Origin of the sequence: Neisseria lisongii, assembly GCF_028463985.1 — a bacterium.
Lineage (GTDB): Bacteria > Pseudomonadota > Gammaproteobacteria > Burkholderiales > Neisseriaceae > Neisseria > Neisseria lisongii.
Genome location: NZ_CP116766.1, coordinates 1690423 through 1717219, shown reverse-complemented (window position 1 = coordinate 1717219; position 26797 = coordinate 1690423). Strand labels below are relative to the sequence as shown.

Below are 26797 nucleotides of genomic sequence, written 5' to 3'. Positions count from 1 at the left end.
AGCCGTATGGCCGTTTTCAGACGGCATAGAAAAAACCGTGTAAATCCATTACAATACCCGCCTAAAAATCTGAAAGCAAAAAACAATCATGGAAGCCGAAGTAATCAATCAGCTCAATAATACGCTCGACGACTTGGAACGCCGCAGCGCTGACATCCGTGTCTATATGGACTACCAAGGCAAAAAAGAACGCCTTGAAGAAGTCATCGGCCTGTCGGAAGATCCCGAATTGTGGAACGACCCCAAACGCGCCCAAGAAATCGGTAAAGAACGCAAAATCCTCGAAGGCATCGTGCTGACGCTCGACACCATCGCCACCGGTATCGACGACAACCGTATGTTGATCGAGATGACCATCGAAGAGAACGACGAAGAAGGTTTCGCCGCCATTCAGGAAGACGTTGCCGGTTTGGAAAAACAGATGGCGGATTTGGAATTCAAACGGATGTTCAACCAGCCTGCCGACCCGAACAACTGCTTTATCGACATTACCGCCGGCGCAGGCGGTACGGAAGCGGAAGACTGGGCGGGTATGCTGTTGCGTATGTACAGCCGCTACGCCGAACGCAAAGGCTTCAAGCTGGAAATTCTCGAAGAAGACGACGGCGAAATCGCCGGTATCAACCGTGCCACCATCCGCTTGGAAGGCGAATACGCCTACGGCCTGCTGCGCACCGAAACCGGCGTTCACCGCTTGGTGCGCTACTCGCCGTTTGACTCGAACAACAAACGCCATACCTCGTTTGCGTCCGTGTTCGTTTATCCCGAAATCGACGATTCCATCGAAATCGAAATTAACCCTGCCGATTTGCGTATCGACACTTATCGTGCTTCGGGCGCAGGCGGTCAGCACATCAATAAAACCGATTCGGCGGTGCGCATTACCCACGAACCGACGGGGATTGTGGTGCAGTGCCAAAACGACCGTTCGCAACACGCCAACAAAGCGGCGGCGATGGATATGCTGAAAGCCAAGTTGTATGAGTTGGAAATGCGCAAACGCAACGAGGAAAAACAGGCTCTGGAAGAGGGCAAGTCCGATGTGGGTTGGGGTAGCCAGATTCGTTCCTATGTTTTGGATTCCTCACGCATTAAAGACTTGCGCACCGGCCACGAAGTCGGCAATACCAAAGCCGTGTTGGACGGCGATTTGGACGGCTTCATCGAAGCCAGCCTGAAACAGGGCGTGTAACTATCGGGACATGCCGTCTGAAAATGCAGTTTTCAGACGGCATGGCAAGCGAAAGAAAAAAAGCGGACAATGTATTGTCCGCTTTTTTGTGGTCGAAACACGCTGATACCCAATCCATTCTGCAATCTGTTCCCTCGTCTCATCGGTGGAAAAGGGGTGGGCGAAGCATGGTTCGCTGCCAAACCCGCAATCATCGGCAATCTCCCGTTTTCAGACGGCCTGATTGTCAACAATTCCACGTTTATTTTCACACGCTGCCAAACCGAAACGCCGTAAAATCAGGTATAATGCCGACCATCCGGCGAGTCTCTGCGCCGCCCGTTTTTCTTTCTCTTTTCAGCTCACAGGAACCGCAACATGATTAATCCGATTGCCGCCCTTTCCCCGCTTGACGGCCGCTACGCCAAATCCGTAGAAACCCTGCGCCCGATTTTTTCCGAATACGGCCTGATGAAAGCCCGTGTCAAAGTCGAATTGGAATGGCTCAAAGCCTTGGCTGCCGAACCGAAAATCGCCGAAGTGCCGGCATTTGGCGAAGCCACGCTGGCGGAAATCGATCGGGTAATTGCCGGTTTCTCGCTGGAAGATGCCGCAGCGGTCAAAGCCATCGAAGCCACCACCAATCACGACGTAAAAGCCATCGAATATTGGCTCAAGCAGCGTTTTGCCGAGGTTGCCGAAGTTGCCGCCGCTGCCGAATTTATCCATTTTGCCTGCACCAGCGAAGACATCAACAATCTGTCGCACGCCTTGATGCTGCAGGAAGCCCGCAACGATGTCTTGTTGCCGAAGCTCAATGAAATCATTGCCAAACTTACCGAAATGGCGCACGAACTCGCCGCCGTTCCCATGATGAGCCGCACCCACGGCCAACCTGCCACCCCGACCACGCTGGGCAAAGAAATCGCCAACGTCGTGTACCGCCTGCAGCGCCAAGCCGAATTGTTGGGCAAACAGGAATTTTTAGGCAAAATCAACGGTGCAGTCGGCAACTACAATGCGCACATGGTCGCTTATCCCGACATCGATTGGGAAAACCACTGCCGCCGCTTTGTCGAACAGTCGCTCGGCCTCACCTTCAACCCCTACACCATTCAAATCGAGCCGCACGACTACATGGCGGAACTGTTCCAAACCGTCAGCCGTGTCAATACCATTCTGATCGATTTCAACCGAGATGTGTGGGGCTATATTTCACTGGGTTATTTCAAACAAAAAGTCAAAGCGGGCGAAGTCGGCTCATCGACCATGCCGCACAAAGTCAATCCCATCGACTTTGAAAATTCCGAAGGCAACCTCGGTATGGCCAACGCCGTGTTGGGCTTTTTGGCGGAAAAACTGCCCGTGTCCCGCTGGCAACGCGATTTGACCGACAGCACCGTTTTGCGCAATATGGGTGTCGGTGTCGGCTACACCGTTCTCGGCTTCACCGCCCACCTGCGCGGCCTGAACAAGCTCGAACCCAACCCCGCCGCCCTTGCCGCCGATCTGAACGCCACTTGGGAACTCTTGGCCGAACCGATTCAAACCGTAATGCGCCGCTACGGTGTCGCCAATCCGTATGAAAAACTGAAAGACCTCACCCGCGGCAAAGACGGCATCACGCCCGAAGTGCTGAAAACCTTTATCGAAGCCCTTGATATTCCAAGCGAAGCCAAAACCGCACTGCTGGCGCTGACCCCTGCAGGCTATGTGGGCAAAGCGGAAGAATTGGCCAAACGGATCTGATGGGTTTTAACTGATTGGTTTGATTGAAAAATTAAAAAACATGCCGTCTGAAAACGAGCCAAGCGGGTTTCTGCGAAGCTAAAATCGATTTTCAGACGGCATTTGTGTGTAATGTGTTTACTCACACCCCACATTTGCTTTATGTTTTAAGTAGGCTTGCAAGAGATAATGCGTGCTTTATATTTCCGCCTGATAATCCTTTTTGCCTCTGCTGCTGTTTTAACAAAAACTTGAGTAGCATCACGATTGTTCCTGCCTGCCCCTGCTCTTTGAAAAACGACACGCCAATGCATGTTTGTTTTCTTGAGCCTTTTTGTCTTTTTAAGCATTCTTATTCTTTTGAGCATTTTGTCTCCTTGATTAGTTATTTCGCTATACTTTGTTGTATGTACGTTACGGGCTGCATAAAGCACTATTTTTAAATTGTGCTTAGCGCAGAGATATGCTGTGGTTGCAAGAATATTGAATGTTCTCTTTAGAATCGGAATTTCTATATTAAGAGAAATGTCTAATTCTTTCATTATTTTAGTTCGTAACGATATATTAATCTACTATTCCTTCCCGCTACTTTCGCTTTATCCATAAACAACACATTTTCAGACGGCCTTGCCGAATTTCTGTAAAATAAGCCGTTTCCACCTCAGGGTTTGACTGCCAATATGAGCGATACCGCCCAAATCATCACCAGCTACGGCCGCCGCTATATCGTCCGCACTCAAGACGGCAAAACTTATGATGCCACCACCCGCAAAAAGCGGGTCGATTTTGCCTGCGGCGATTTTGTCCGTATCAGTCCGATTAACGGCGAGCAGGCGGTGATTGAGGATTTTCTGCCCCGCCAAAGCCTGCTTTACCGCCAAGACGCTTGGAAAACCAAGCTGATTGCCGCCAATGTCGATCGGCTGTTTATCGTGTTGGCGGCTTCGCCCAGTCCGAGTGAGACGTTTGTCCAGCGGGCGCTGCTGGCGGCGGAGGCGGCACAGATTGATGCCGTTATTGTGTTGAACAAAGCCGATTTGCCCGAAACCGCCGTGTGGCGGGAAAAGCTGGCGTTTTATCAAACCTTGGGTTATCCGCTGGTCGAAACCTGTGCGCTAGACGGGGCGGACACGCTCAAGCCGCTGATGGCGGGGCGCACCAATATTCTGCTGGGTCAGAGCGGCATGGGCAAATCCACGCTGACCAATGCCCTCTTGGGCAACGCCGCCGCCCGCACCGGCGAAATTTCCACCGCCCTCGATTCGGGCAAACACACCACCACCCACGCCCAACTCTATGATTTGGACGGCGGCACGCATTTAATCGATTCCCCCGGTTTGCAGGAATTCGGGCTGTATCATCTCGAAGCGGCGGATTTAATCGGCTATTTCCCCGATTTGAAACATCTTGCCGGACAATGCCGCTTCCACAACTGCACCCACCGTGCCGAACCCGGCTGCCGTGTCAAACAGGCGGCGGAAACCGGCGAAATCCGCCCCGACCGTTTGGCTTTGCTGCAGAAGATTACCGATGAATTGCTGCGGTAAATTCAATTCATTATATAGTGCATTAACCAAAAAAATATTACAACTCACGCAAACCACCCTTCCCCTAACCCCTTCCCGCCAGTGGGACGGAACAGCGTGTAGCGTGCATGCTTTAGCACGCACGTGTTCTTTAATTCACATTGATGCCGTCTGAAAACGAGCGTAGCGAGTTTCTGCGGAGCTATAGTTAAAACACTGAATTTTCTGTACAAGCCAGTAAGCTAATGCCACCTGCACACTGTCCCCCGTCCCGCTGGCGGGAAGGGGTTAGGGGAAGGGTGGCTCGCTACGGTGTCATATTTTTTAGGTTAATTGACTATAAAACCGTAGGTTTCGCCAAAATGAGGGTAACGAGTTTCTGCGAAGCTAAAATTGGGAAAAGGCCGTTTGCGTTGTAATATTTTTAAAGTGAACCCATTAAAAATCACTCATTCCCGCTCAAGCCATCATAAACGAAGCCGTCTGAAATCGTGTTTTTCAGACGGCTTCGTTTTGTGTGCTGCGGTTCAGTTTTTGCGGGCAACGACAAATTCCGCCAGTTGGCGCAGGTGGGCGGCTTTTCCGCCGAACGGGGCGATCTGTTCGAGGGCTTCGGCGATCAGGGTTTCGGCGTAGCGGCGGGCGGGGGCGAGGCCCATCAGTTTGACGTAGGTCGGTTTGTCGGCCTCTTGGTCTTTGCCGGCGGTTTTGCCGAGGGTGGCGGTGTCGGCTTCGCAGTCGAGTACGTCGTCGATAACTTGGAAGGCGAGGCCGAGGCGTTCGGCATAGGCATCGAGGCGGCGGCGGGCTTCGTCGTCGAGGTCGGTGCAGGCGAGTGCGCCGAGGCCGACGGCGGCACGAATCAGAGCGCCGGTTTTGAGGCGGTGCATGTGTTCGAGTTGCGCTTGGGTCATGGCGTTGCCGACGTTGGCCAAGTCAATCGCCTGTCCGCCTGCCATGCCGAGGCTGCCGGCGGCTTGGGCGAGCAGGGCGACCATTTTGAGCTGGCGCTCTGCGGGCAATCCGGTCGGGCGGCTTAAGATGTCGAAGGCTTGGGTTTGCAGGGCATCGCCGGTCAGCAGGGCGGTGGCTTGATCGTATTGCACATGGCAAGTGGGCTTGCCCCGCCGCAGGCTGTCGTTGTCCATTTCGGGCATGTCGTCGTGAACCAGCGAATAGACGTGGATCATTTCGACAGCGGCCATGGCGGCTTCGACGGCGGCGGGGTCGGCGCTGCCCAGTTCGGCGGCGGCGAGTACCAGCAGCGGGCGCAGGCGTTTGCCGCCGCCGAGGGTAACGTAGCGCATGGCTTGGTGCAGGGTGTGCGGGGTTTGGTTTTCAGACGGCATCAGGCGGGCGAGCAGCAGTTCGGTTTGTGCCTGCGCCTGATGTTGCCAGCTTTTGAGGTCATTCGCTTGGGTCAAGGTTCAGCTCCTTCATTTCTCCGGCATCGAGAACGTGCAGTTTTTGTTCGACTTCTGCCAGTTTGGTTTGACAGTATTTGACCAATTCGTTGCCTTCCTGATAGGCGGCAAGGGCTTGTTCCAGCGGCATTTCGCTGCTCTGCATGGCTTGGGTAAGGGCTTCCAGCCGTTTGACGGCATCTTCAAAGGATTTGGGTGCGGCGGTTTTTTTCATGGTATTCGGCGGATTGGATTAAATGTAAACGGGCTATTGTAGCATTTTTACGGGCGGCCAAGGCCGTCTGAAAATCGGGTTGGGGCGGCTGTTTAAAAATGGGGAAGCCACAATGCCCATTGTTCGTCGGTGTCGGCGGTTACGGTCAGCGGTTGGCCGTTGTCCAAGCTGCGGAAGGTCAGGCTGCGGGCGTGCAGCATCAGGCGGTGGCTGCCCAGATGGTCGGCAACGGCGTGGTTTTGCCGCAAATCGCCGTGGTTGGTGTCGCCGACAATGGGGTGGAAAATGTGTTTCAGATGGCGGCGAAGCTGGTGTTTGCGGCCGGTGTGCGGGGTCAGTTCTGCCCAAGAATAGCGGGAAGTCGGGTAGCGGCGGGCGGATTGGAAGGGAAATTCGGTGCGCCCCAAACAGCGGAAATCGGTAACGGCATCCTGCAGCGTGGCTTCGGTGTGTGCTTCGGCGAGGCGGTCGGGTTGGTATTTGAGCGGATAGTCGATGCGGCCGCTGTCGGGCAAATGCCCCCGCACAATGGCCCAATAGGTTTTGTGTACCTGTTTGTCGGTAAACTGTCGGGAAAGCAGGTGGGCGGTTTCGCTGTCGAATGCAAACAGCAATACGCCCGAAGTGGGGCGGTCGAGGCGGTGGACGGGGTAAACGTGCCGCCCGATTTGGTCGCGCAGGGTCTGCACCGCAAAGCGGGTTTCACGGCTGTCGAGCCAGCTTCGGTGTACCAGCATACCGGCGGGTTTGTTGATGGCGATGCAATATGGGTCGTGATGAAGGATGGTCAGGTTTTCAGACGGCATGGCGGGTGTCGGTAGGGCAAAGGGGCAAGGGTAGGGCGGCGCAGGGGATAAGTCAAGGGCGTGAGGCCGTCTGAAAATCGGGTTTGCCTTGAAATGGAAAACATCGACTTTGCAATAAGAAAAAGGACAGTTATCGCCTGTCTGAAAGAATTAGACCGGCTAAACCAAATAGCCGAATCATTGTGCAAATAATAATTATTCTCAAAAAGAGTTTGAAAACATTGGATTTTTTTCGGCCTATTCCGCAGATTAACCTTTAAAGACAAGTAAAACTCCGTTAAAATATCGGAATATTTTTCTGTTTTCTATTCACAATACGGGTGCAACCATGTTGGCCAGTTATTTTCCAGTTCTCCTGTTCGTCCTGATCGGGCTGATTGCGGGCATCGCATTCATCCTGTTGGGAACGGTTTTGGGACCCAAACGCCACTATGCGGAAAAGGATACGCCGTTTGAATGCGGCTTTGAAGCGTTTGAAAACGCCCGCATGAAGTTTGACGTGCGCTACTATCTGGTGGCGATTCTCTTTATTCTCTTTGATTTGGAAGTGGCATTTATGTTCCCTTGGGCGGTGGTGTTCAAGGATTTGGGCATGTTCGGATTTTGGTCCATGCTGGTGTTTATTGCCGTGCTGACGGTCGGCTTCGTGTACGAATGGAAAAAAGGAGCGTTGGAATGGGAATAGAAGGCGTATTGAAAAAAGGGTTTGTTACCACCAGCGCCGACACGGTATTGAACTATATGCGTACCGGCTCGCTGTGGCCGGTAACCTTCGGCTTGGCATGTTGTGCCGTGGAAATGATGCACGCCGGTATGGCACGCTACGACCTTGACCGCTTCGGCATTATTTTCCGCCCGTCGCCTCGCCAGTCGGACTTGATGATTGTCGCCGGTACGCTGACCAATAAAATGGCACCCGCCCTGCGCCGTGTGTACGACCAGATGGCCGAACCCCGCTGGGTATTGTCTATGGGTTCGTGTGCCAACGGCGGCGGTTATTACCATTATTCTTATTCGGTGGTGCGTGGCGCAGATCGGGTTGTGCCGGTCGATGTATATGTACCGGGCTGCCCGCCGACTGCCGAAGCCTTGATTTACGGTCTGATTCAGCTTCAGCAGAAAATCAAACGCACATCAACCATCGCACGGGACTGAGAGCATGGCAACTTTAAGCAACTTCCAGCAAACAGTATCCGATATTCTGGGTGATAAAATCCTGAATATCATCAACCGTTTGGGTGAAATTACCATTGAATGTCTGCCGCAGCACTACCGTGAAGTGATGACGGTGTTGAAAGAAAACGAAGCGCTGCATTTTGAATCGCTAATCGACCTTTGCGGCGTGGATTACAGCAGTTACCGCAATCAGACTTGGCAAGGCAAACGTTTTGCCGTGGTCAGCCAATTATTGTCGGTGAAAAACAACCGGCGTATCCGTGTCCGAGTATGGGCGCAAGACGATGATTTCCCGTTGGTGGAATCGGTGGTGGATATTTACAACAGTGCCGATTGGTACGAGCGGGAAGCCTTCGATATGTACGGCATTCTGTTCAACAACCACCCTGATTTGCGCCGCATTCTGACCGATTACGGCTTTGTCGGCCATCCGTTCCGCAAAGATTTTCCGGTTTCCGGCTATGTGGAAATGCGTTACGACGAAGCGGAAAAACGGGTGGTTTACCAGCCGGTAACCATCGAACCTCGTGAGATTACGCCGCGTATTGTGCGTGAGGAGCATTTCGGTGAGCAATAAATTAAGAAACTACACCATCAACTTCGGCCCGCAACACCCTGCGGCGCACGGCGTGTTGCGTATGATTTTGGAATTGGAAGGCGAAACCATCGTCCGTGCCGACCCGCACATCGGCCTTTTGCACCGGGGTACGGAAAAGCTGGCGGAAACCAAAACCTATCTGCAGGCGTTGCCGTATATGGATCGTTTGGACTATGTTTCCATGATGGTCAATGAGCAGGCGTATTGTCTGGCGGTAGAAAAGCTGGCCGGGATTGATGTACCGATCCGTGCCAAATATATCCGCACCATGTTTGCCGAAGTAACCCGCATTCTCAACCATTTGATGGGTGTCGGCTCGCACGCCCTCGACATCGGCGCCATGACCGCCATTCTCTATGCCTTCCGTGACCGTGAAGAGCTGATGGACTTATACGAAGCGGTTTCCGGTGCACGTATGCACGCCGCTTATTTCCGTCCGGGCGGCGTTTATCGGGATTTGCCCGACTTTATGCCGAAATACGAAAGCAGCAAGTTCCGCAACGCCAAAGTCTTGAAACAGCTCAACGAAGCCCGTGAAGGCACCATGCTTGATTTTATCGACGCTTTCTGCGAACGTTTCCCGCAAAACATCGACACGCTGGAAACCCTGCTGACCGACAACCGTATTTGGAAACAGCGTACTGTCGGCATCGGCGTGGTGTCGCCCGAGCGTGCCATGCAGAAAGGCTTTACCGGCGTGATGCTGCGCGGTTCCGGCGTGGCGTGGGACATCCGCAAAACCCAGCCGTATGAAGTGTACGACCAAATGGATTTCGATATTCCGGTCGGCGTGAACGGCGACTGCTACGACCGTTATCTGTGCCGCATGGCGGAAATGCGTCAGTCGGTACGTATTATCAAACAATGTTCCGAATGGCTGCGTGCCAATCCGGGGCCGGTGATTACCGAAAACCACAAATTCGCTCCGCCCAAACGCAGCGAAATGAAAACCGGCATGGAAGACTTAATCCACCATTTCAAACTGTTTACCGAAGGCATGCACGTTCCCGAAGGCGAAACCTATACCGCCGTCGAGCATCCGAAAGGCGAATTCGGCGTTTATATTATTTCAGACGGCGCCAACAAACCCTACCGCCTGAAAATCCGTGCGCCGGGCTTTGCCCACCTGCAAGGTATGGACGAAATGGCAAAAGGCCACATGCTGGCCGACGTGGTGGCGATTATCGGCACACAAGACATCGTATTCGGGGAGGTTGACCGCTAATGTTATCCGCAGAATCTTTACAACTGATTGATGTCGAGCTGGCAAAATATCCCGCCGACCAACGCCGTTCCGCCACCATGAGCGCCCTGCGGATTGCGCAGGAAGAAAAAGGCTGGCTCGCCCCCGAAACCATCGCCTTTGTTGCCGACTACATCGGCATCAGCGCAGCGCAGGCATACGAAGTCGCCACGTTTTACAATATGTACCAACTCGAGCCTGTGGGCAAATACAAGCTCACCGTCTGCACCAACCTACCCTGCGCCCTGCGGGGCGGCGTGGATGCCGGCGAATACCTGAAACAGAAACTCGGTATCGGCTACGGCGAAACCACGCCTGACGGTAAATTTACCCTGATTGAGGGCGAATGTATGGGTGCTTGCGGCGATGCACCGGTGATGTTGGTGAACAACCACAAAATGTGCAGCTTTATGAGTGCCGAAGCGATTGAAGCCAAACTGGCGGAATTGCAATAGGCCGTCTGAAAACCGCTTTTCAGACGGCATCGGCCGAAAAAAGCAGCGGCCATGGCGAAACAGGACAAAACATGAGCCAGCAAATCATCCGCAGCGCCGAATTTACCGCCGACAGAGCGTGGGGTGCATTGGATATTGCCAATATGAACGGCATTACCGTACGCCTGCATTGGACGGATCAGCCTTACCGTTGGCACATTAACGACGGCGAAGAAGTGTTTGCTGTGATGAGCGGCACAGTCGATATACACTATCGGGAACACGGCGTAGAACAAATCGTACGTTTGCAGGCAGGCGATATTTTCTTCGCCGCCGTCGGCACAGAACACCTTGCCCGCCCGCAGGGCGCGGCACGGATTTTGGTAATTGAAAAAGAAGGCAGCGTATAAACAAAGTTGCAGAAAACAGAGGCCGTCTGAAAAGCGGTTCTCAGACGGCCTGAAAAGCCAAGCGGCAGACCAATGGAGAAAATGATGGACGACCTCAAACAAGTCCGGCAAGCCATCGACGGCTTGGACATGCAGCTCATTAAGCTGCTGGCCGAGCGGCAGAAACTGGTGGAGCAGGCGGGAAAACTGAAGCCGAAAAATGATGCACAGGCCGTTGCCGCCCCTGAAAGAGTCGCCCAAGTGCTTGCCGCCCGACGGCTGCAGGCAGAAGCGGCGGGGCTGTCGCCCGATGTGGCCGAAGCCGTGTGGCAGGCGATGATTGAGGCGTTTATCCGTTTGGAAACCGAAGTGAACAAACACACTGTTTGACACAGTTCAGACAGTTGATTTAACCAACAAAACCAACCCGAAAAATTCAGACGGCCTCAAACAGCCGTCCGGACAAAAAAACCGAAATACCCGAGATAAGCAAAATGGCTATTTACCAATCAGGCGTGATTTTCGACCAAGTCGATACCGCCCAACACGATTGCTGGAAACTGGAAGAATACGTCAAACGGGGCGGCTACCAAGCCCTGCGCCGTATTCTGACCCAACCCATGACCCAAGACGATGTCATTTCCGAAGTCAAAACCTCGGCGCTGCGCGGGCGCGGCGGTGCGGGCTTCCCCACCGGTTTGAAATGGAGCTTTATGCCCCGTTCGTTTCCGGGCGAAAAATACGTCGTCTGCAATACCGACGAGGGCGAGCCGGGTACGTTTAAAGACCGCGACATCATCATGTTCAACCCCCATGCTCTGATTGAAGGCATGATTATTGCCGGTTTCGCCATGGGCTGCCGGGCGGGTTACAACTATATCCACGGTGAAATTTTCGAGGGCTACCAACGCTTTGAAGCCGCTCTCGCCGAAGCCCGTGCCGCCGGATTTTTGGGCAGCAACATTCTGGGAACGGATTTCTCATTTGAACTCCACGCCCACCACGGCTACGGTGCCTATATTTGCGGCGAAGAAACCGCCTTGTTGGAAAGTTTGGAAGGCAAAAAAGGCCAGCCCCGCTTCAAACCGCCGTTCCCCGCTTCATTCGGCTTATACGGCAAACCGACCACCATCAACAACACCGAAACGTTTGCGTCTGTCCCATTTATCATTCGGGACGGCGGCCGGACTTTCTTAGAACAAGGCGTAGAAGGCGCAGGCGGTACCAAACTGTTTTCCATTTCCGGCCATGTCGAACGCCCCGGCAACTACGAAGTGCCGCTGGGAACACCATTTGCCGAACTCTTAAAAATGGCGGGCGGAATGCGCGGCGGCAAAAAACTCAAAGCCGTGATTCCGGGCGGATCGTCCGCCCCCGTGTTGCCCGCCGACATCATGATGAACACCAATATGGACTACGACTCGGTCGCCAAAGCCGGTTCGATGCTCGGTTCGGGTGCAATTATCGTGATGGACGAAGACGTGTGCATGGTCAAAGCCTTGGAGCGTTTGAGCTACTTCTATTTTGAAGAATCCTGCGGCCAATGCACTCCATGCCGTGAAGGAACAGGCTGGCTCTACCGCATTGTCCACCGCATCGTACAGGGAAAAGGCCGCATGGAAGATTTGGAACTCTTGGATTCAATCGGCAACCAAATGGCCGGCCGCACCATCTGCGCCCTCGCCGATGCCGCCGTGTTCCCCGTGCGCAGCTTCACTAAACATTTCCGTGACGAATTTGTGCATTACATCGAACACGGCAAACCGATGAAAGAACACTGTTGGGGCGGCTGGTAAAACGTTGAGGCCGTCTGAAAATCAAGCAATATGCGTTACAGTACCCGCAATCCGGCATTAAAAAACAATGCCCGCAATTTGAAACGCAATATGACGCTTGCCGAACAACGGCTTTGGTATAGCTTGCGGGACAAGCGTTTGAACGGTATGAAGTTCCGCCGACAGCAGACAATCGGCCCGTATATTGTCGACTTTGTCTGTATGGAACACAAACTGATTGTCGAATTGGACGGCGGACAGCATGCCGAACAGGCTGTTTATGACAGCAAACGTACCGAGTTTCTCAACAACCAAGGCTATTGCGTATTACGTTTTTGGAATAATGAAGTTTTGCAGCAGACGGCCGCAGTATTGGCAAAGATTGTTGAAATGTGTGGTAGTCGGGTAGACCGAGTGAAACAAAGGCTGTCTGAAAACCAGTAAAATAGCAGTAACCTGTCCCCCGTCCCGCTGGCGGGAAGGGGTTAGGGGAAGGGTGGCACGATGGGCTTTGGTTCGTAAACGTCGTGCAATACGTGCAATAAATAAGGCTGTAAACAGTTTGGAAGCCACCCCCTTCCTAGCCTTCCCCCGCCGGGCGGGGGAAGGAACAGATTGCTAAAGTGATACTTTTTAGTTGGTGAAATAATGCCGTCTGAAAACCAGTAAAATAGCAGTAACCTGTTCCCCGTCCCGCAGGCGGGAAGGGGTTAGGGGAAGGGTGGTACGGCGGGCTTCGGTTCGTAAATGTCGTGCAATACGTGCAATAAATAAAGGCTGTAAACAGTTTGGAAGCCACCCCCTTCCTAGCCTTCCCCCGCCGGACGGGGGAAGGAACAGATTGCTAAAGCGATACTTTTGCAATCGGTAAATACAGAATAGAAAAACGGTTTGATTTGCAAACCTCACTAAATAACATCAGGCCGTCTGAAAATCAGGTGCAGTAAATCTGCCCGCTTCAGGCAGCCAAACAAAAAACCTTAAAAATCCGTAACTAGGAAACTTACCATGTTACAAATCGAAATCGATGGCAAACAGCTTGCGGTAGAGCAGGGGACGACGGTAATCGAAGCCGCCCACCGGCTCGGCACGTATATCCCGCATTTCTGTTACCACAAAAAACTCTCTATCGCCGCCAACTGCCGTATGTGTCTGGTGGAAGTGGAAAAAGCGCCTAAGCCTTTGCCGGCCTGCGCCACGCCGGTAACCGACGGCATGGTGGTGCATACCCATTCGCCCAAGGCCAAAGAAGCGCAGTCGGGCGTGATGGAATTTCTGCTGATCAACCACCCGTTGGATTGTCCCGTATGCGACCAAGGTGGCGAATGCCAGTTGCAGGATTTGGCGATGGGCTACGGCAAAACTGCCAGCCGTTATACCGAAGAAAAACGCTCCGTTGTCGGCAAAGACATGGGGCCGCTGGTGTCTGCCGAAGAAATGAGCCGCTGTATCCACTGCACCCGCTGCGTGCGTTTTACCGAAGAAATCGCCGGCGTGCAGGAAATTGCCATGGCGGGGCGGGGCGAGCATTCCGAAATCATGCCGTTTATCGGCAAAGCGGTGGAAACCGAATTGTCGGGCAACGTGATTGATTTGTGTCCGGTCGGCGCATTGACCAGCAAACCGTTCCGCTTCGATGCCCGAAGCTGGGAACTCAACCGCCGCAAATCGGTTTCGGCACACGACTCGCTCGGCTCGAATCTGATTGTACAAACCAAAGAACACACCGTCCGCCGTGTATTGCCGCTGGAGAACGAAGCCATCAACGAATGCTGGCTGTCCGACCGCGACCGTTTCGCCTACGAAGGCCTGTATCACGAAAGCCGTCTGAAAACGCCGAAAATCAAGCAGGGCGGCGAGTGGATTGATGTTGATTGGAAAACCGCCCTCGAATACGTCCGCAATGCGGTGGAATGTATCGCCAAAGACGGCAACCAAGACCAAATCGGCATTTGGGCGAACCCGATGAATACGGTGGAAGAGCTGTATCTGGCGAAAAAACTTGCCGCTGGTTTGGGCATCGGCAATATCGATACCCGTCTGCAACAGCAGGATCACCGTCTTTCAGACGGCCTCAAAGGTGCGCAATGGCTGGGACAAAGCATTCAGGATTTGGCCGATAACGATGCGGTTTTGGTGGTCGGTGCCAATCTGCGCCAAGAACAGCCGCTGCTAACCGCCCGTCTGCGGGTGGCGGCGCAAGGACATCTGCAACTGAGCGTATTGGGCAGCCGCAAGGAAACGCTGAATATGCCGCTGCTGGCGCAAGAAGCGCAGCACCCCGCCGAGTGGGCAGGCCGTCTGAAAAAATGGGCGACCGACATTGATAATACCGTTTTTGCCAGCCTCAAGCAGGCTGAAAAAGCCGCCATTATTTTGGGTGCGGAAGTGCAAAACCACCCTGATTACGCTGCTGTTTACGCCGCCGCACAAGAGCTGGCCGCCGCTACCGGCGCTGTTTTGGGCATTCTGCCGCAGGCGGCAAACAGCGTTGGTGCGGCCGCACTGGGTATCAACAGCGGGGCAAGCATTCCGCAAATGATTGCCGAGCCGAAACAGGCGGTGATTTTGCTGAATGTCGAGCCTGAAATCGATGTGGCCAATGGCACAGCAGCCGTGGCGGCATTGAAACAGGCAAAAAGCGTGATGGCGTTTACCCCGTATGTCAGCGATACTCTGCTTGACGTTTGCGATGTGCTGCTGCCGATTGCGCCGTTTACCGAAACTTCGGGTAGCTTCGTCAATATGGAAGGCCGTCTGCAACCCTTCCACGGCGTGGTGCAGGCCTACGGCGAAGCCCGTCCGTTGTGGAAAGTATTGCGGGTATTGGGCAATCTGTTCGGCTTGAGCGGGTTTGACTACCAACACAGCGAAGAAATTTTGAAAGAAAGCGGCTTGGCCGAAACGCTGGCGGCAAAACTCGACAACCGCTGCACTTGGTCGGGCGAAGCGCATTTTCAGACGGCTTCAACCCTGCTGCGTACCGGCGGTGTCGGCATTTATCATACTGATGCCATTGTCCGCCGTTCTGCACCGCTGCAGGCAACCGGCCATGCCGCCGTGCCTGCCGCCCGTGTCCACCCGAATACTTTGGCTGCGCTCGGCTTAAAAGACGGCGGCTTCGCCCTTGCCAAACAAAACACTGAAAGCCTGCGGGTGGCCGTGGTTGCCGATAAAAATATTGCCGAAAACGTGGTACATCTGCCGCTGCACAGCGAAAATACAGCGTTGGGTGCGTTGATGAACCCGATTGAACTGGTAGGGGAATAATCATGCAGGAATGGTTTGAAAACCTGTTTGCCGTAACATTGGGCATGGGCGGTTTGGGCGTAACGGTCGGTTTGGTGGTATCGGTGCTGCTCAAAATCGTGATTATCTTAATCCCGCTGATTCTCACCGTGGCCTATCTGACCTATTTCGAGCGTAAAGTCATCGGCTTTATGCAGCTGCGCGTCGGCCCCAACGTAACCGGCCCGTGGGGCTTGATTCAGCCGTTTGCCGACGTGTTCAAGCTGCTGTTTAAAGAAGTTACCCGCCCGAAACTGTCCAACAAAGCCCTGTTCTACATCGGCCCGATTCTCTCGCTCGCCCCCTCGTTTGCAGCGTGGGCGGTGATTCCGTTTTCCGAAGAATGGGTGCTGACCAACATCAATTTGGGCTTGCTGTATATCCTGATGATTACCTCGTTGTCGGTGTACGGCGTGATTATTGCCGGTTGGGCGTCCAACTCGAAATATTCCTTCCTCGGCGCCATGCGTTCTTCCGCACAAAGCATTTCCTACGAAATCGCCATGAGTGCGGCGCTGGTGTGCGTGGTGATGGTGTCGGGGAGCATGAACTTTTCCGACATCGTGGCCGAACAGGCCAAAGGCATTGCCGGCGGTTCGGTATTGTCGTGGAACTGGCTGCCGCTGTTTCCGGTGTTTATCGTTTATCTGATTTCCGCTGTTGCCGAAACCAACCGTGCGCCGTTTGACGTGGCCGAGGGCGAATCCGAAATCGTGGCCGGTTTCCACGTCGAATATTCCGGCTTTGCTTTTGCCCTGTTTTTCCTTGCCGAATACATCTTCATGATTTTGATTGCCGCCCTGACGGCGCTGATGTTCCTTGGCGGCTGGCTGTCGCCGTTCCCGCAAAGCTGGGGCATTATCGGCGCACCGAGCGCCCTGTGGATGTTTGCCAAAATGGCATTCGTGTTATACGGCTACCTGTGGATTCGTGCCACCTTCCCGCGCTACCGCTACGACCAAATCATGCGTTTGGGCTGGAAAATCCTGATTCCGATCGGCTTTGCCTATATCGTGATACTGGCATTGTGGATGGTTTCGCCGCTGAGTTTGTGGAAATAAAGATCAGGTGTAAACAATTATGGCTAATTTATTCAAAACCTTCCTGCTCGGCGAATTGGTAAAAGGCATGGGCGTAACGCTCAAAAACTTTTTCGCCCGCAAAGACACGATTTATTTCCCCGAAGAAAAAACGCCGCAGTCGGTGCGTTTTCGGGGCTTGCACGCCCAGCGGCGTTATCCCAACGGCGAAGAGCGCTGCATTGCCTGCAAACTGTGCGAAGCGGTTTGTCCGGCGATGGCAATCAACATCGAATCGGAAGAACGTGAAGACGGCACCCGCCGCACCACTCGCTACGATATCGATTTAACCAAATGTATTTTCTGCGGTTTCTGCGAAGAAGCCTGTCCGACCGATGCGATTGTGGAAACCCATATTTTTGAGTACCACGGCGAGAAAAAAGGCGATCTGCATATGACCAAGCCGATTCTCTTGGCCATCGGCGACCAATACGAAGCCGAGATTGCCAAACGCAAAGCGGCCGATGCGCCGTACCGCTGATGCCGATGCCGTCTGAAAATTGATAATCCTTGTTTTCAGACGGCCTGCAACGGTTTGTTGAATATTAAGAAAGAGCGGAAATCATGACTTTCTCCCTCATTATGTTTTATATTTTTGCCGCCATCATTCTCTATGGCGCAGTGCGGACCGTAACCGCCAAAAACCCCGTCCATGCCACGCTGCATCTGGTGCTGACCTTCTGCGTGTCGGCGATGATGTGGCTGCTGATGCAGGCGGAGTTTTTGGGCATCACGTTGGTGGTGGTGTACGTTGGCGCTGTGATGGTACTGTTTTTGTTTGTGGTGATGATGTTAAACATCGACATCGAAGAAATGCGTGCCGGATTTTGGCGGCATGCGCCGGTGGCGGGCATTGTCGGCGCATTGTTTGCTGTGGCGCTGATTCTGATTCTGATCAACCCGCAAACCAATCTGGCGGCATTCGGCGAAATGAAAGACATTCCCGCCGATTACAACAATATCCGAGATTTGGGCAGCCGCATTTACACCACTTATCTGCTGCCGTTCGAACTGGCGGCGGTGCTGCTGGTGTTGGGCATGGTGGCGGCGATTGTTTTGGTACACCGTAAATCCACCAACCCGAAATACATCAATCCGGGCGATCAGGTTAAAGTTACCGCAGACGAAAGCCGTATGCGTCTGGTCAAAATGGCAGCGGTGAAGCCGTCTGAAAATCAAGAAGAAGCCGAAACCGGCAAACAGGAGGGCGGAGCATGATTACCCTGACACATTATCTGGTATTGGGTGCGCTGCTGTTCGGTATCAGCGCTATGGGCATTTTTATGAACCGCAAAAACGTGCTGGTCCTGCTGATGTCGATCGAGCTGATGCTGCTGGCGGTGAATTTTAACTTTATCGCCTTTTCCCAATATCTGGGCGACACCGCCGGACAGATTTTCGTATTTTTCGTATTGACCGTAGCCGCCGCAGAATCCGCCATCGGTTTGGCAATTATGGTATTGGTGTACCGCAACCGCCAAAGCATTAACGTGGCCGAGTTGGATACGCTTAAGGGTTGATGTTTTTAGATGGCTTTGTCAATGAAAGTTGTCTGAAAAATATGAGGTAAGAGAATGCAACAATATCAGATGGATTTGTTTTCAATTATTTCTTTTGCATTGGCTATTGCAGCTTTTATTCTATCTATCTTTATGGCATGGCTTTCGTGGGATATTTACAAAAAATCAACAGAGGCTGCCACTCAAACTCAAGCTGCCGTTACGAAAATAGAAACGGCTGTATTGAACATCCAATCTGAAATAACAGAAATTGTTCGTAGGGCTGTTGGGTATTGGACAGGAGGAGATGGTGTTGGAGAAAATTTTACAGAGCAAAATATCGAATTAACTTCAAAAATTGAAGAGTTATTGTCACAGATACAATCTCTTCCCGGAGCCGGTAAGCAGATTGCGGAAGATAAACTCATGGAAATTTCTCGTTTACAGCAAGAACAGGTTTCTGCATTAACCGCTTCTCTAGTTGAAACAAAAACAAAAGCACTTGTCCCGTCCTACAAAATGCAATCATCAGTAGCAAAGGTTAAACAAAATATATCATCTAGGACAGACCAGGAGGAATGTGGCGTATTGATTATTGAGGTTATTGGAAAGACTAAAATCACGACAGCAACAGGTAAGTTTACCCCTCCTTTTTCTGATATACCTAAACTTGATAATGTGGAATTGGCTACATCACCATATAAATCTGAGGAACAAGAGAAACAATTAAAAGTAACACAAGGCTGCGGTAAAACTACTGATTTTAATGTACATATAAATAGTAATTCAGGTATGTTAGAACCGGGGTTCTATATTATTAGGTATACCGCAAGGTTAAGTGAATAATTAGAAACTAAAGAAGTTTAAAAATTAAAAGGTTCAATCAAATGAACGAGATGACTTTATATTTAACCATCGCACTCACGCCGCTTCTGGGCTGCCTGCTGGCGGGTCTGTTCGGCAACAAAATCGGCAGGGCAGGGGCGCACACGGCGACCATTCTCGGCGTGGCGGTGTCGGCGGCATTGTCGGCCTATGTGCTGTGGGGCTTTATCGACGGCACACGCACCCAGTTTGACGAAAACGTCTATACTTGGCTGACAATGGGCGGCTTGGATTTTTCAGTCGGCTTTCTGGTGGACAGCCTGACCGCCATGATGATGGTGGTGGTTACCAGCGTGTCGCTGATGGTGCATATCTACACTATCGGCTATATGCACGACGAAGAAACCGGCTACCAACGCTTTTTCAGCTATATTTCCCTGTTTACCTTCAGTATGTTGATGCTGATTATGAGCAACAACTTTATCCAGCTCTTCTTCGGCTGGGAAGCTGTGGGCTTGGTGTCTTACCTGCTGATCGGTTTCTACTTCAAAAAAGAAAGCGCCACCTTTGCCAATCTGAAAGCGTTTTTGGTGAACCGTGTCGGCGACTTCGGCTTTATCCTCGGCATCGGTTTGGTGTTGGCGTATTTCGGCGGCAGCCTGCGTTATCAAGACGTATTCGCCTATCTGCCGAATGTGCAAAACGCCACGATCCAGCTTTTCCCCGGTATCGAATGGTCGCTGATGACCGTAACCTGCATTCTGCTGTTTGTCGGTGCAATGGGTAAATCCGCCCAATTCCCGCTGCACGTCTGGCTGCCCGATTCGATGGAAGGCCCGACCCCGATTTCGGCACTGATTCACGCCGCAACCATGGTAACGGCAGGTCTGTTTATGGTGTCCCGTATGTCGCCGATGTACGAATTGAGCGATACCGCCTTGAACTTCATCATGATTATCGGCGCAATTACCGCCCTGTTTATGGGTTTCTTGGGTGTGATCCAAAACGACATCAAACGGGTGGTGGCATATTCCACGCTGTCGCAACTGGGTTATATGACGGTTGCGCTGGGTGCATCCGCCTACTCGGTTGCCATGTTCCATGTCATGACCCACGCATTTTTCAAAGCCCTGCTGTTTTTGGCGGCGGGCAGTGCCATTATCGGTATGCACCACGACCAAGATATGCGCCACATGGGTAATCTGAAAAAATACATGCCGATTACTTGGCTGACAATGTTGATTGGCAATCTGTCGCTGATCGGCACACCGTTTTTCTCCGGTTTCTATTCCAAAGATTCGATTATCGAAGCGGCAAAAGCCAGCACTTTGCCGGGCAGCGGTTTCGCCTATTTCGCCGTGCTGGCAAGCGTGTTTGTAACCGCATTTTATGCGTTCCGCCAATACTTTATGGTGTTCCACGGCAAAGAAAAATGGCGTGAAATCCAACACGGCCACCATCACGACGATGCCCATCATCACGGCTTGGGCAAAGACGACAATCCGCACGAAAGCCCGCTGGTTGTAACCTTGCCGCTGCTGGTGCTGGCTGTGCCGTCGCTGATTATCGGCTACATTGCCATTGAGCCGCTGCTGTACGGCGACTTTTTCAAAGACGTGATTTTCGTCAATCATCAAGCCCATCCGGTGATGAGCGAAATGGCACATGAATTTGCCCACCACGGCGGCGCATTGGGCATGGTGGCACACAGTTTCACTTCGCCCGTGCTGTATCTGGCCTTGGCGGGTGTGGCAACGGCTTGGCTGCTGTATGTCAAAGCGCCGCATTTGCCGGAAAAAATCGCTGCTGCTGTCAGCCCGGTTTATAAACTGTTGGACAACAAATACTTTTTGGATACTGTGTATTTTGCCGTATTCGCCAAAGGTTCGAGAGCGTTGGGCAATTTCTTCTGGAAAGTCGGTGATGTGGCCATTATCGACAACGGTATCGTGAACAATGCCGCCAAACTGGTCGGCGGTGTCGCCGCCCAAGTGCGCAAAGCCCAAACCGGCTTTATCTATACCTACGCCGCAGCGATGGTGGTCGGCGTGCTGGTGCTGATCGGTGTAACGTTCTGGCGGCTGTTTGCCGGATAAGCGGTTTTAGCTGCATAGAAGTCTGCTTGGCTTATTTTCAGACGGCCTTGAGGCCGTCTGAAAACCCGGGCCGGACATCATTTAAGAATTAAAATAGAGAAAACAGGTAAAACGATGTTTTTCAATAACTTGCTTAGTTTGTCAATATGGGTGCCGATACTGGCGGGCCTGCTGGTGTTGGCGACGGGATCGGATCAGCGTGCGCCGCTGGCCCGTGTGATCGCCTTAATCGGTGCGGCGGCCGGATTTTTGGTTACGCTGCCGCTGTTTACGCAGTTTGACCGTTTGAGCGGCGGCTATCAGTTTACCGAGTTTCACGAGTGGATTCCGCTTTTGAAAATCAATTACGCTTTGGGCGTGGACGGCATTTCCGTGCTGTTTATTATCCTGAATGCGTTTATCACGCTGATGGTGGTATTGGCGGGCTGGGAAGTGATTCAGAAGCGTGCGGCGCAGTATATGGCGGCGTTTTTGGTGATGTCGGGTCTGATTAACGGCGCATTTGCGGCGCAGGATGCGATTCTGTTTTATGTATTCTTCGAGGGTATGCTGATTCCGCTGTATCTGATTATCGGCGTGTGGGGCGGTCCGCGCAGGGTGTATGCTTCGGTGAAACTGTTTCTCTATACTCTGATGGGTTCGCTCTTAATGCTGGTGGCGATGGTGTATCTTTCCTATCAGGCGGGCGGAAGCTTTGCGATTGCCGATTTCCAAAATCTGAAACAGATTCCGATGGGTGTGCAACAGCTTTTGTTTGTGGCGTTTTTCCTGTCGTTTGCGGTGAAAGTGCCGATGTTCCCCGTGCATACTTGGCTGCCCGATGCCCACGTTGAAGCACCGACCGGCGGTTCGATGGTGCTGGCGGCGATTACGCTGAAACTGGGTGCATACGGCTTTTTGCGCTTTATCCTGCCGATTCTGCCTGACGCTTCCCGCTATTTTGCGCCGGTAATTATCGTATTGAGCCTGATTGCCGTGATTTATATCGGCATGGTGGCACTGGTGCAGACCGATATGAAAAAACTGGTGGCGTATTCTTCCATCAGCCATATGGGTTTTGTAACGCTGGGTATGTTCCTGTTTGTCGGCGGCGAATTGAACGACTGGGCGCTCAAAGGTGCCGTTATCCAGATGATTTCGCACGGTTTCGTGTCGGCGGCAATGTTTATGTGTATCGGCGTGATGTATGACCGGCTGCACACCCGCAATATTGCCGACTACGGCGGCGTGGTGAATGTGATGCCGAAATTTGCCGCCTTTATGATGCTGTTCGGCATGGCCAACGCAGGCTTGCCGGCAACTTCCGGCTTTGTCGGCGAATTTATGGTGATTATGGGTTCGGTGGAAGTCAATTTCTGGATTGGTGCGCTGGCAGCGCTGACGCTGATTTACGGTGCGTCTTATACCCTGTGGATGTATAAACGGGTGATTTTCGGCGCTATCCATAATCCGCACGTTGCCGAGATGAAAGACATCAACTGTCGGGAATTTCTGATTCTGGCGGTATTGGCGGTTGCCGTATTGGGTATGGGCCTGTATCCGCAAGCCTTTATTGAAGTGGTTCATCAGGCGGCAAACGACTTGATTGCCCACGTTGCACAAAGCAAGATTTGAGGTGTTGAATGAACTGGAATGATTTGAATATGTTTTCCGCCCTGCCTGAAATCGTATTGCTTGCAGTGTTGGTGGCGGTGTTGCTCGCCGATTTGTGGATCAGCGACAAAAACCGTTATCTGACCCACTGGCTGAGTCTGGCGGGCGTGGCAATCGTGGCGCTGACCCAGCTGGCGGTGTGGGAACAGGGCAGCCTGTCTTCTTTCAGCGGCATGTATATTTCAGACGGCATGTCCCGCTTTTCCAAGCTGGTGCTGTATGCCATGACCTTCGGTCTGTTTGTGTACAGCAAACCGTATAACCAAATGCGGGGGATGTTTAAAGGCGAATTTTATACCCTGTCGCTGTTTGCCCTGCTGGGCATGAGCGTGATGATCAGCGCCGGACACTTCCTCACCGCTTATATCGGTTTGGAACTTTTATCGCTGGCGCTTTATGCCATGATTGCCATGCGCCGGGATTCCGCCCGTGCCGCCGAAGCTGCCCTCAAATATTTCGTACTCGGTGCGCTGGCTTCGGGCCTGCTGCTCTACGGCATTTCCATGGTGTACGGTGCAACCGGTTCGCTGGAATTTGCCAGCGTGTTGGCCGCAGCGTTTGACGGACAAGCCGGTCAATGGATGTGGCTGCTGAAACTGGGCTTGGTATTCATTGTTGTTGCCATCGCCTTCAAACTCGGTGCTGTGCCGTTTCATATGTGGGTGCCGGACGTGTACCACGGTGCGCCGACTTCGGTAACTGCTTTTGTCGGCACTGCGCCGAAAGTTGCCGCAGTCGTGTTTGCCTTCCGCATTCTGGTTACCGGCTTGGGGCCGGTCAGCCAAGACTGGGCGCAAATGCTTGCCATTCTTGCCGTTGCCTCGCTGTTGGTCGGTAACCTTGCCGCCATTATGCAGACCAATATCAAACGTATGCTGGCCTATTCCACCGTGTCGCATATGGGCTTTATCCTGCTGGCGTTTATGGCGGGTGCAGTCGGCTTTGCCGCAGGCTTGTATTACGCCGTTGCCTATGTGGTGATGAGCGCCGTCGGCTTCGGCGTATTGATGGCCTTGTCGAATCAGGACTTTGAATGTGAAGAAATCCAAGACCTTGCCGGTCTGAACCAGCGCAATGCGTGGTATGCCTTTTTAATGCTGCTGGCGATGTTTTCCATGGCGGGCATTCCGCCGCTGATGGGTTTCTATGCCAAATTTGCCGTGATTAAAGCCCTGCTCTCGCAAGGTCACGCCGCCTTGGCCGTGTTTGCCGTGATTATGTCCCTGATTGGTGCGTTCTACTATCTGCGGGTGGTCAAAGTGATGTATTTTGACGAATCCGCCCACCTACGCCCGACAGGTGGAAATTGCGCCGCCAAAATTTTATTGAGCGTCAATGCTTTACTGCTGCTGCTGTGGGGCATTATGCCGCAGACCGTTATCGACTGGTGCGCAGCGGCATTGAACAATACGCTGTAAATTACACAGACAAACGGCAACCTGTTAAAGGTTGCCGTTTTAATATATCGTGAATTTACTAAACAGTAGGACAGGGCGGCGAGCCAACGCAGTAATACTTTTAAAGTGAATTCCCGATATCAGGCGGAGCAATTTATTAGCCTACTGTCTTCGGATGGGTAATTGTTATAGAATATCGTGAATTCACTTTAAAAGTATTACAGCGTTGACTCGCCTAGCCGTACTACCTGTACTGTCTGCGGCTCGCCGCCTTGTACTACTTTTAAAGTGAATCCACTATAGCCTTTCTCTCAAAAGACCGCAGACAAACGGAATTATCATGACTTCTGCAATGTATATCCTGCTGGTGTTGGCGCTGATTTTTGCCAATGCCCCGTTTCTCACGCCCAAGTTTCTCGGCATTTTGACTTTAAACCGCAAACATTTCGGCCATCATCTGCTGGAGTTGGCCATTGGCTTTGCCGTTACCGCCCTGCTGGCGTATATTCTCGAATCCCGTGCCGGAGCGGTTCAGGCGCAGGGGTGGGCGTTTTATGTGATTGCCGTTTGCATGTATCTGATTTTTGCTTTTCCGTGTTTTGTGTGGCGCTATTTTTGGCACAGCCGCAATCGGGAATAATCCCGCTTCCCTTATGTCAGCGAAACCTGCGGTTTTAGCTTTGCAGAAACTCGCTTTGCTCGTTTTAGCTTCGCAGAAACTCACGGTGTTCGTTTTAGCTTCGCAGAAACTCGCTTTGCTCGTTTTCAGACGGCCTCTATTTTCAGGAATTCATCATGACTGCTCAAAACATTTCCCAAGCCAAACTGATTGTGGTTAAAGTCGGTTCCAGTTTGGTTACCGCCGAAGGGCGGGGCATTGATCAGGCGGCGCTCAACCGTTGGGCGACCCAGATTGCCGAGATTAAAGCCCAAGGCGTACAGGTGATATTCGTTTCCAGCGGCGCTATTGCCGAGGGCATCAAGCGGCTGGGTTGGGCGAAGCGGCCCACGGCGATTAACGAATTGCAGGCCGCCGCCGCCGTGGGGCAGATGGGCATTGCCCAAGCCTACGAATATGCGTTTGCCTATCATCAAATTCACACCGCCCAAGTGCTGCTGACCCACGAAGATTTGAGCAACCGCACCCGCTATCTCAACGCCCGCAGCACGCTTTTGACCTTGGTGGAAAAAGGCATTGTGCCGATTATCAACGAAAACGACACCGTTACCACCGATGAAATCAAACTCGGCGACAACGACACCTTGGCCGCACTGGTAACCAATCTGGTGGCCGCCGATGCGCTGGTGATTCTCACCGACCAAAGCGGCTTGTACGACAGCGATCCAAGAAAAAATCCGCAGGCACAGTTTATCCGCCAAATCGAAGCCGACCACCCCGAATTGGAACAAATGGCAGGCGGAGCAGGCAGCAGCGTCGGCACCGGCGGCATGTACACCAAAGTTACCGCCGCCAAACGAGCCGCCCTAAGCGGTGCCGATACCGTGATTGCCAGCGGCAGGGAACCGAATGTCTTGGTTCGTCTGCAACAGGGCGAAGCCATCGGCACACTGTTCACCAGCACCCGCAGCCGAGTCGCCGCCCGCAAACAATGGCTGCTCGGCCATGTCCAACTTGCCGGCAAAATCACCGTGGATAACGGTGCCGAACGGGCTTTGACCGAAAAACACGCCAGCCTGTTGCCCGTCGGCTGCACCGGCGTATCGGGAACATTCCACCGCGGCGAATTGGTGGCGGTGGTCAATCAAAACGGCGACGAAATCGCCCGAGGCCTGATTAATTACAGCAGCGACGAAACCGAACGCCTGCTGCAAACCGATTCCGAACACATCGCCGAGCGCTTGGGCTACGCCCACGAAGACGAATTGATCCATCGGGACAATCTGGCGCTGAGCCGTTGAAATCATGAGGCCGTCTGAAAATCAGCCCAACCCGATTTTCAGACGGCTATATAGCGACAGCCTAATGAAAAAACAAGCAATTTCAGCCCATCATTTCCACCTGTGCGGAACGGTGTGGAGCATGCTTGCCTAAGCAAGAACGTGTTTTTTAATCCCACATGAATGCCGTCTGAAAACGAGCGTAGCGAGTTTCTGCGGAGCTAAAACTCATACAATGAGTTTCTGCGGAGCTAAAACCGAAGGTTTCGCCAAAACGAGGGTAACGAGTTTCTGCGAAGCTATAGTTGAAACACCTAATTTTCTGTACAAGCTGCTAATAGTTTGGCGGTCAATAAGTTTGCCCTATACGCTGTTCCCCGTCCCGCTGGCGGGAAGGGGTTAGGGGAAGGGTGGCTCGCTGCGTGATAATATTTTGGTTAATTCACGATAAAACTCATACAATGAGTTTCTGCGAAGCTAAAACCGAAGGTTTCGCCAAAATCGGGAAAAGGTGGTTTGGTGGTGTAATCGTTTTAAAGTGAATTCACTATAATTATAGAAAGGGCTAAGCGAAGCC

Annotated in this window: 28 protein-coding genes; 23 read left to right on the top strand and 5 right to left on the bottom strand. The window is 52.6% G+C overall.

Annotation, left to right across the window (positions count from 1 at the left end):
* The first annotated feature begins 88 nt into the window (after positions 1-88).
* Positions 89-1192, top strand: a complete 1104-nt coding sequence (gene prfB, locus PJU73_RS07920; RefSeq protein ID WP_237090731.1) for a peptide chain release factor 2 — start codon at positions 89-91, stop codon at positions 1190-1192.
* A gap of 357 nt (positions 1193-1549) precedes the next feature.
* Positions 1550-2920: an adenylosuccinate lyase gene (gene purB, locus PJU73_RS07915; RefSeq protein ID WP_237090732.1), complete on the top strand. Its 1371-nt coding sequence runs from the start codon at positions 1550-1552 to the stop codon at positions 2918-2920.
* A gap of 146 nt (positions 2921-3066) precedes the next feature.
* On the opposite strand, the gene PJU73_RS07910 is transcribed toward purB, so the two are convergent.
* On the bottom strand, positions 3067-3441 hold the full coding sequence (locus tag PJU73_RS07910) for a hypothetical protein (protein WP_237090733.1): 375 nt from the start codon (positions 3439-3441) through the stop codon (positions 3067-3069).
* A 138-nt stretch (positions 3442-3579) separates the two neighbouring features.
* Between PJU73_RS07910 and rsgA the strand changes: the two genes are divergently transcribed.
* Positions 3580-4446, top strand: coding sequence for a ribosome small subunit-dependent GTPase A (gene rsgA, locus PJU73_RS07905; protein ID WP_237090734.1), 867 nt, complete (start codon positions 3580-3582; stop codon positions 4444-4446).
* Between the two features lie 506 nt (positions 4447-4952).
* On the opposite strand, the gene PJU73_RS07900 is transcribed toward rsgA, so the two are convergent.
* From PJU73_RS07900 to PJU73_RS07885, 4 genes are all read right to left on the bottom strand, one after another.
* Positions 4953-5849: a polyprenyl synthetase family protein gene (locus PJU73_RS07900; RefSeq protein ID WP_237090735.1), complete on the bottom strand. Its 897-nt coding sequence runs from the start codon at positions 5847-5849 to the stop codon at positions 4953-4955.
* Complete coding sequence (locus tag PJU73_RS07895) at positions 5833-6063, bottom strand: exodeoxyribonuclease VII small subunit (RefSeq protein ID WP_237090736.1); 231 nt, start codon at positions 6061-6063, stop codon at positions 5833-5835. The genes PJU73_RS07900 and PJU73_RS07895 overlap by 17 nt, the downstream gene beginning before the upstream one ends.
* Positions 6064-6155: 92 nt before the next feature.
* Positions 6156-6869: a tRNA pseudouridine(65) synthase TruC gene (truC, locus tag PJU73_RS07890; RefSeq protein ID WP_237090737.1), complete on the bottom strand. Its 714-nt coding sequence runs from the start codon at positions 6867-6869 to the stop codon at positions 6156-6158.
* Entirely contained in the window at positions 6851-6973 is a 123-nt protein-coding gene (locus tag PJU73_RS07885; protein ID WP_272606927.1) for a hypothetical protein, read from the bottom strand. The genes truC and PJU73_RS07885 overlap by 19 nt, the downstream gene beginning before the upstream one ends.
* Positions 6974-7197: 224 nt before the next feature.
* Between PJU73_RS07885 and PJU73_RS07880 the strand changes: the two genes are divergently transcribed.
* The 20 genes from PJU73_RS07880 (at position 7198) to proB (ending at position 26241) form a co-directional block, all read left to right on the top strand.
* On the top strand, positions 7198-7554 hold the full coding sequence (locus tag PJU73_RS07880) for an NADH-quinone oxidoreductase subunit A (protein ID WP_237090738.1): 357 nt from the start codon (positions 7198-7200) through the stop codon (positions 7552-7554).
* On the top strand, positions 7545-8024 hold the full coding sequence (locus PJU73_RS07875; RefSeq protein WP_066075530.1) for a NuoB/complex I 20 kDa subunit family protein: 480 nt from the start codon (positions 7545-7547) through the stop codon (positions 8022-8024). Before PJU73_RS07880 ends, PJU73_RS07875 begins: the two co-directional genes overlap by 10 nt.
* A 4-nt stretch (positions 8025-8028) precedes the next feature.
* Complete coding sequence (locus PJU73_RS07870) at positions 8029-8622, top strand: NADH-quinone oxidoreductase subunit C (protein ID WP_237090739.1); 594 nt, start codon at positions 8029-8031, stop codon at positions 8620-8622.
* Positions 8612-9868: an NADH dehydrogenase (quinone) subunit D gene (gene nuoD, locus PJU73_RS07865; protein ID WP_237090740.1), complete on the top strand. Its 1257-nt coding sequence runs from the start codon at positions 8612-8614 to the stop codon at positions 9866-9868. Before PJU73_RS07870 ends, nuoD begins: the two co-directional genes overlap by 11 nt.
* A complete protein-coding gene (gene nuoE / locus PJU73_RS07860) occupies positions 9868-10341 on the top strand; it encodes an NADH-quinone oxidoreductase subunit NuoE (RefSeq protein ID WP_165007028.1) in 474 nt (157 codons plus the stop codon). Before nuoD ends, nuoE begins: the two co-directional genes overlap by 1 nt.
* Before the next feature lie 71 nt (positions 10342-10412).
* On the top strand, positions 10413-10730 hold the full coding sequence (locus tag PJU73_RS07855) for a cupin domain-containing protein (protein ID WP_237090741.1): 318 nt from the start codon (positions 10413-10415) through the stop codon (positions 10728-10730).
* A gap of 81 nt (positions 10731-10811) precedes the next feature.
* Positions 10812-11099 carry a chorismate mutase gene (locus PJU73_RS07850; RefSeq protein WP_371872274.1) on the top strand — a complete coding sequence of 96 codons (288 nt, stop codon included), beginning with the start codon at positions 10812-10814 and terminating at the stop codon, positions 11097-11099.
* A gap of 104 nt (positions 11100-11203) precedes the next feature.
* On the top strand, positions 11204-12505 hold the full coding sequence (gene nuoF, locus PJU73_RS07845; RefSeq protein ID WP_237090743.1) for an NADH-quinone oxidoreductase subunit NuoF: 1302 nt from the start codon (positions 11204-11206) through the stop codon (positions 12503-12505).
* Positions 12506-12535: 30 nt separating this feature from the next.
* Positions 12536-12928 carry an endonuclease domain-containing protein gene (locus PJU73_RS07840; protein ID WP_237090744.1) on the top strand — a complete coding sequence of 131 codons (393 nt, stop codon included), beginning with the start codon at positions 12536-12538 and terminating at the stop codon, positions 12926-12928.
* Positions 12929-13492: 564 nt separating this feature from the next.
* The gene (nuoG, locus tag PJU73_RS07835; RefSeq protein WP_237090745.1) at positions 13493-15754 is read left to right on the top strand and encodes an NADH-quinone oxidoreductase subunit NuoG; all 2262 of its coding nucleotides are present in this window, start codon (positions 13493-13495) and stop codon (positions 15752-15754) included.
* A 2-nt stretch (positions 15755-15756) separates the two neighbouring features.
* Positions 15757-16833, top strand: coding sequence for an NADH-quinone oxidoreductase subunit NuoH (gene nuoH / locus PJU73_RS07830; RefSeq protein ID WP_165007258.1), 1077 nt, complete (start codon positions 15757-15759; stop codon positions 16831-16833).
* A gap of 19 nt (positions 16834-16852) precedes the next feature.
* A complete protein-coding gene (nuoI, locus tag PJU73_RS07825) occupies positions 16853-17332 on the top strand; it encodes an NADH-quinone oxidoreductase subunit NuoI (protein WP_165007013.1) in 480 nt (159 codons plus the stop codon).
* A gap of 83 nt (positions 17333-17415) precedes the next feature.
* Positions 17416-18069: an NADH-quinone oxidoreductase subunit J gene (locus PJU73_RS07820; protein WP_237090746.1), complete on the top strand. Its 654-nt coding sequence runs from the start codon at positions 17416-17418 to the stop codon at positions 18067-18069.
* Entirely contained in the window at positions 18066-18371 is a 306-nt protein-coding gene (gene nuoK / locus PJU73_RS07815; protein ID WP_237090747.1) for an NADH-quinone oxidoreductase subunit NuoK, read from the top strand. The genes PJU73_RS07820 and nuoK overlap by 4 nt, the downstream gene beginning before the upstream one ends.
* A 54-nt stretch (positions 18372-18425) precedes the next feature.
* Positions 18426-19196, top strand: a complete 771-nt coding sequence (locus PJU73_RS07810) for a hypothetical protein (protein WP_237090748.1) — start codon at positions 18426-18428, stop codon at positions 19194-19196.
* 41 nt (positions 19197-19237) lie between these two features.
* Complete coding sequence (gene nuoL, locus PJU73_RS07805; RefSeq protein ID WP_237090749.1) at positions 19238-21271, top strand: NADH-quinone oxidoreductase subunit L; 2034 nt, start codon at positions 19238-19240, stop codon at positions 21269-21271.
* A gap of 114 nt (positions 21272-21385) precedes the next feature.
* Positions 21386-22885 carry an NADH-quinone oxidoreductase subunit M gene (locus tag PJU73_RS07800; protein ID WP_237090750.1) on the top strand — a complete coding sequence of 500 codons (1500 nt, stop codon included), beginning with the start codon at positions 21386-21388 and terminating at the stop codon, positions 22883-22885.
* Between the two features lie 8 nt (positions 22886-22893).
* Positions 22894-24342: an NADH-quinone oxidoreductase subunit NuoN gene (gene nuoN, locus PJU73_RS07795; protein ID WP_237090751.1), complete on the top strand. Its 1449-nt coding sequence runs from the start codon at positions 22894-22896 to the stop codon at positions 24340-24342.
* 319 nt (positions 24343-24661) lie between these two features.
* Entirely contained in the window at positions 24662-24961 is a 300-nt protein-coding gene (locus tag PJU73_RS07790; RefSeq protein WP_237090752.1) for a DUF2818 family protein, read from the top strand.
* 155 nt (positions 24962-25116) lie between these two features.
* Positions 25117-26241 (top strand): glutamate 5-kinase, encoded by a 1125-nt coding sequence (gene proB / locus PJU73_RS07785; RefSeq protein ID WP_237090753.1) that lies wholly within the window; start codon positions 25117-25119, stop codon positions 26239-26241.
* Positions 26242-26797: the final 556 nt, after the last annotated feature.

What these genes read in the sequence shown, in the direction of transcription:
- prfB (WP_237090731.1), top strand. Translation starts at nt 89, where the DNA reads ATGGAAGCCGAAGTAATCAATCAGCTCAATAATACGCTCGACGACTTG.
- purB (WP_237090732.1), top strand. Translation starts at nt 1,550, where the DNA reads ATGATTAATCCGATTGCCGCCCTTTCCCCGCTTGACGGCCGCTACGCC.
- PJU73_RS07910 (WP_237090733.1), bottom strand. Translation starts at nt 3,441, where the DNA reads ATGAAAGAATTAGACATTTCTCTTAATATAGAAATTCCGATTCTAAAG.
- rsgA (WP_237090734.1), top strand. Translation starts at nt 3,580, where the DNA reads ATGAGCGATACCGCCCAAATCATCACCAGCTACGGCCGCCGCTATATC.
- PJU73_RS07895 (WP_237090736.1), bottom strand. Translation starts at nt 6,063, where the DNA reads ATGAAAAAAACCGCCGCACCCAAATCCTTTGAAGATGCCGTCAAACGG.
- truC (WP_237090737.1), bottom strand. Translation starts at nt 6,869, where the DNA reads ATGCCGTCTGAAAACCTGACCATCCTTCATCACGACCCATATTGCATC.
- PJU73_RS07885 (WP_272606927.1), bottom strand. Translation starts at nt 6,973, where the DNA reads ATGTTTTCCATTTCAAGGCAAACCCGATTTTCAGACGGCCTCACGCCC.
- PJU73_RS07880 (WP_237090738.1), top strand. Translation starts at nt 7,198, where the DNA reads ATGTTGGCCAGTTATTTTCCAGTTCTCCTGTTCGTCCTGATCGGGCTG.
- PJU73_RS07875 (WP_066075530.1), top strand. Translation starts at nt 7,545, where the DNA reads ATGGGAATAGAAGGCGTATTGAAAAAAGGGTTTGTTACCACCAGCGCC.
- PJU73_RS07870 (WP_237090739.1), top strand. Translation starts at nt 8,029, where the DNA reads ATGGCAACTTTAAGCAACTTCCAGCAAACAGTATCCGATATTCTGGGT.
- nuoE (WP_165007028.1), top strand. Translation starts at nt 9,868, where the DNA reads ATGTTATCCGCAGAATCTTTACAACTGATTGATGTCGAGCTGGCAAAA.
- PJU73_RS07855 (WP_237090741.1), top strand. Translation starts at nt 10,413, where the DNA reads ATGAGCCAGCAAATCATCCGCAGCGCCGAATTTACCGCCGACAGAGCG.
- PJU73_RS07850 (WP_371872274.1), top strand. Translation starts at nt 10,812, where the DNA reads ATGATGGACGACCTCAAACAAGTCCGGCAAGCCATCGACGGCTTGGAC.
- nuoF (WP_237090743.1), top strand. Translation starts at nt 11,204, where the DNA reads ATGGCTATTTACCAATCAGGCGTGATTTTCGACCAAGTCGATACCGCC.
- PJU73_RS07840 (WP_237090744.1), top strand. Translation starts at nt 12,536, where the DNA reads ATGCGTTACAGTACCCGCAATCCGGCATTAAAAAACAATGCCCGCAAT.
- nuoG (WP_237090745.1), top strand. Translation starts at nt 13,493, where the DNA reads ATGTTACAAATCGAAATCGATGGCAAACAGCTTGCGGTAGAGCAGGGG.
- nuoH (WP_165007258.1), top strand. Translation starts at nt 15,757, where the DNA reads ATGCAGGAATGGTTTGAAAACCTGTTTGCCGTAACATTGGGCATGGGC.
- nuoI (WP_165007013.1), top strand. Translation starts at nt 16,853, where the DNA reads ATGGCTAATTTATTCAAAACCTTCCTGCTCGGCGAATTGGTAAAAGGC.
- PJU73_RS07820 (WP_237090746.1), top strand. Translation starts at nt 17,416, where the DNA reads ATGACTTTCTCCCTCATTATGTTTTATATTTTTGCCGCCATCATTCTC.
- nuoK (WP_237090747.1), top strand. Translation starts at nt 18,066, where the DNA reads ATGATTACCCTGACACATTATCTGGTATTGGGTGCGCTGCTGTTCGGT.
- PJU73_RS07810 (WP_237090748.1), top strand. Translation starts at nt 18,426, where the DNA reads ATGCAACAATATCAGATGGATTTGTTTTCAATTATTTCTTTTGCATTG.
- nuoL (WP_237090749.1), top strand. Translation starts at nt 19,238, where the DNA reads ATGAACGAGATGACTTTATATTTAACCATCGCACTCACGCCGCTTCTG.
- PJU73_RS07800 (WP_237090750.1), top strand. Translation starts at nt 21,386, where the DNA reads ATGTTTTTCAATAACTTGCTTAGTTTGTCAATATGGGTGCCGATACTG.
- nuoN (WP_237090751.1), top strand. Translation starts at nt 22,894, where the DNA reads ATGAACTGGAATGATTTGAATATGTTTTCCGCCCTGCCTGAAATCGTA.
- PJU73_RS07790 (WP_237090752.1), top strand. Translation starts at nt 24,662, where the DNA reads ATGACTTCTGCAATGTATATCCTGCTGGTGTTGGCGCTGATTTTTGCC.
- proB (WP_237090753.1), top strand. Translation starts at nt 25,117, where the DNA reads ATGACTGCTCAAAACATTTCCCAAGCCAAACTGATTGTGGTTAAAGTC.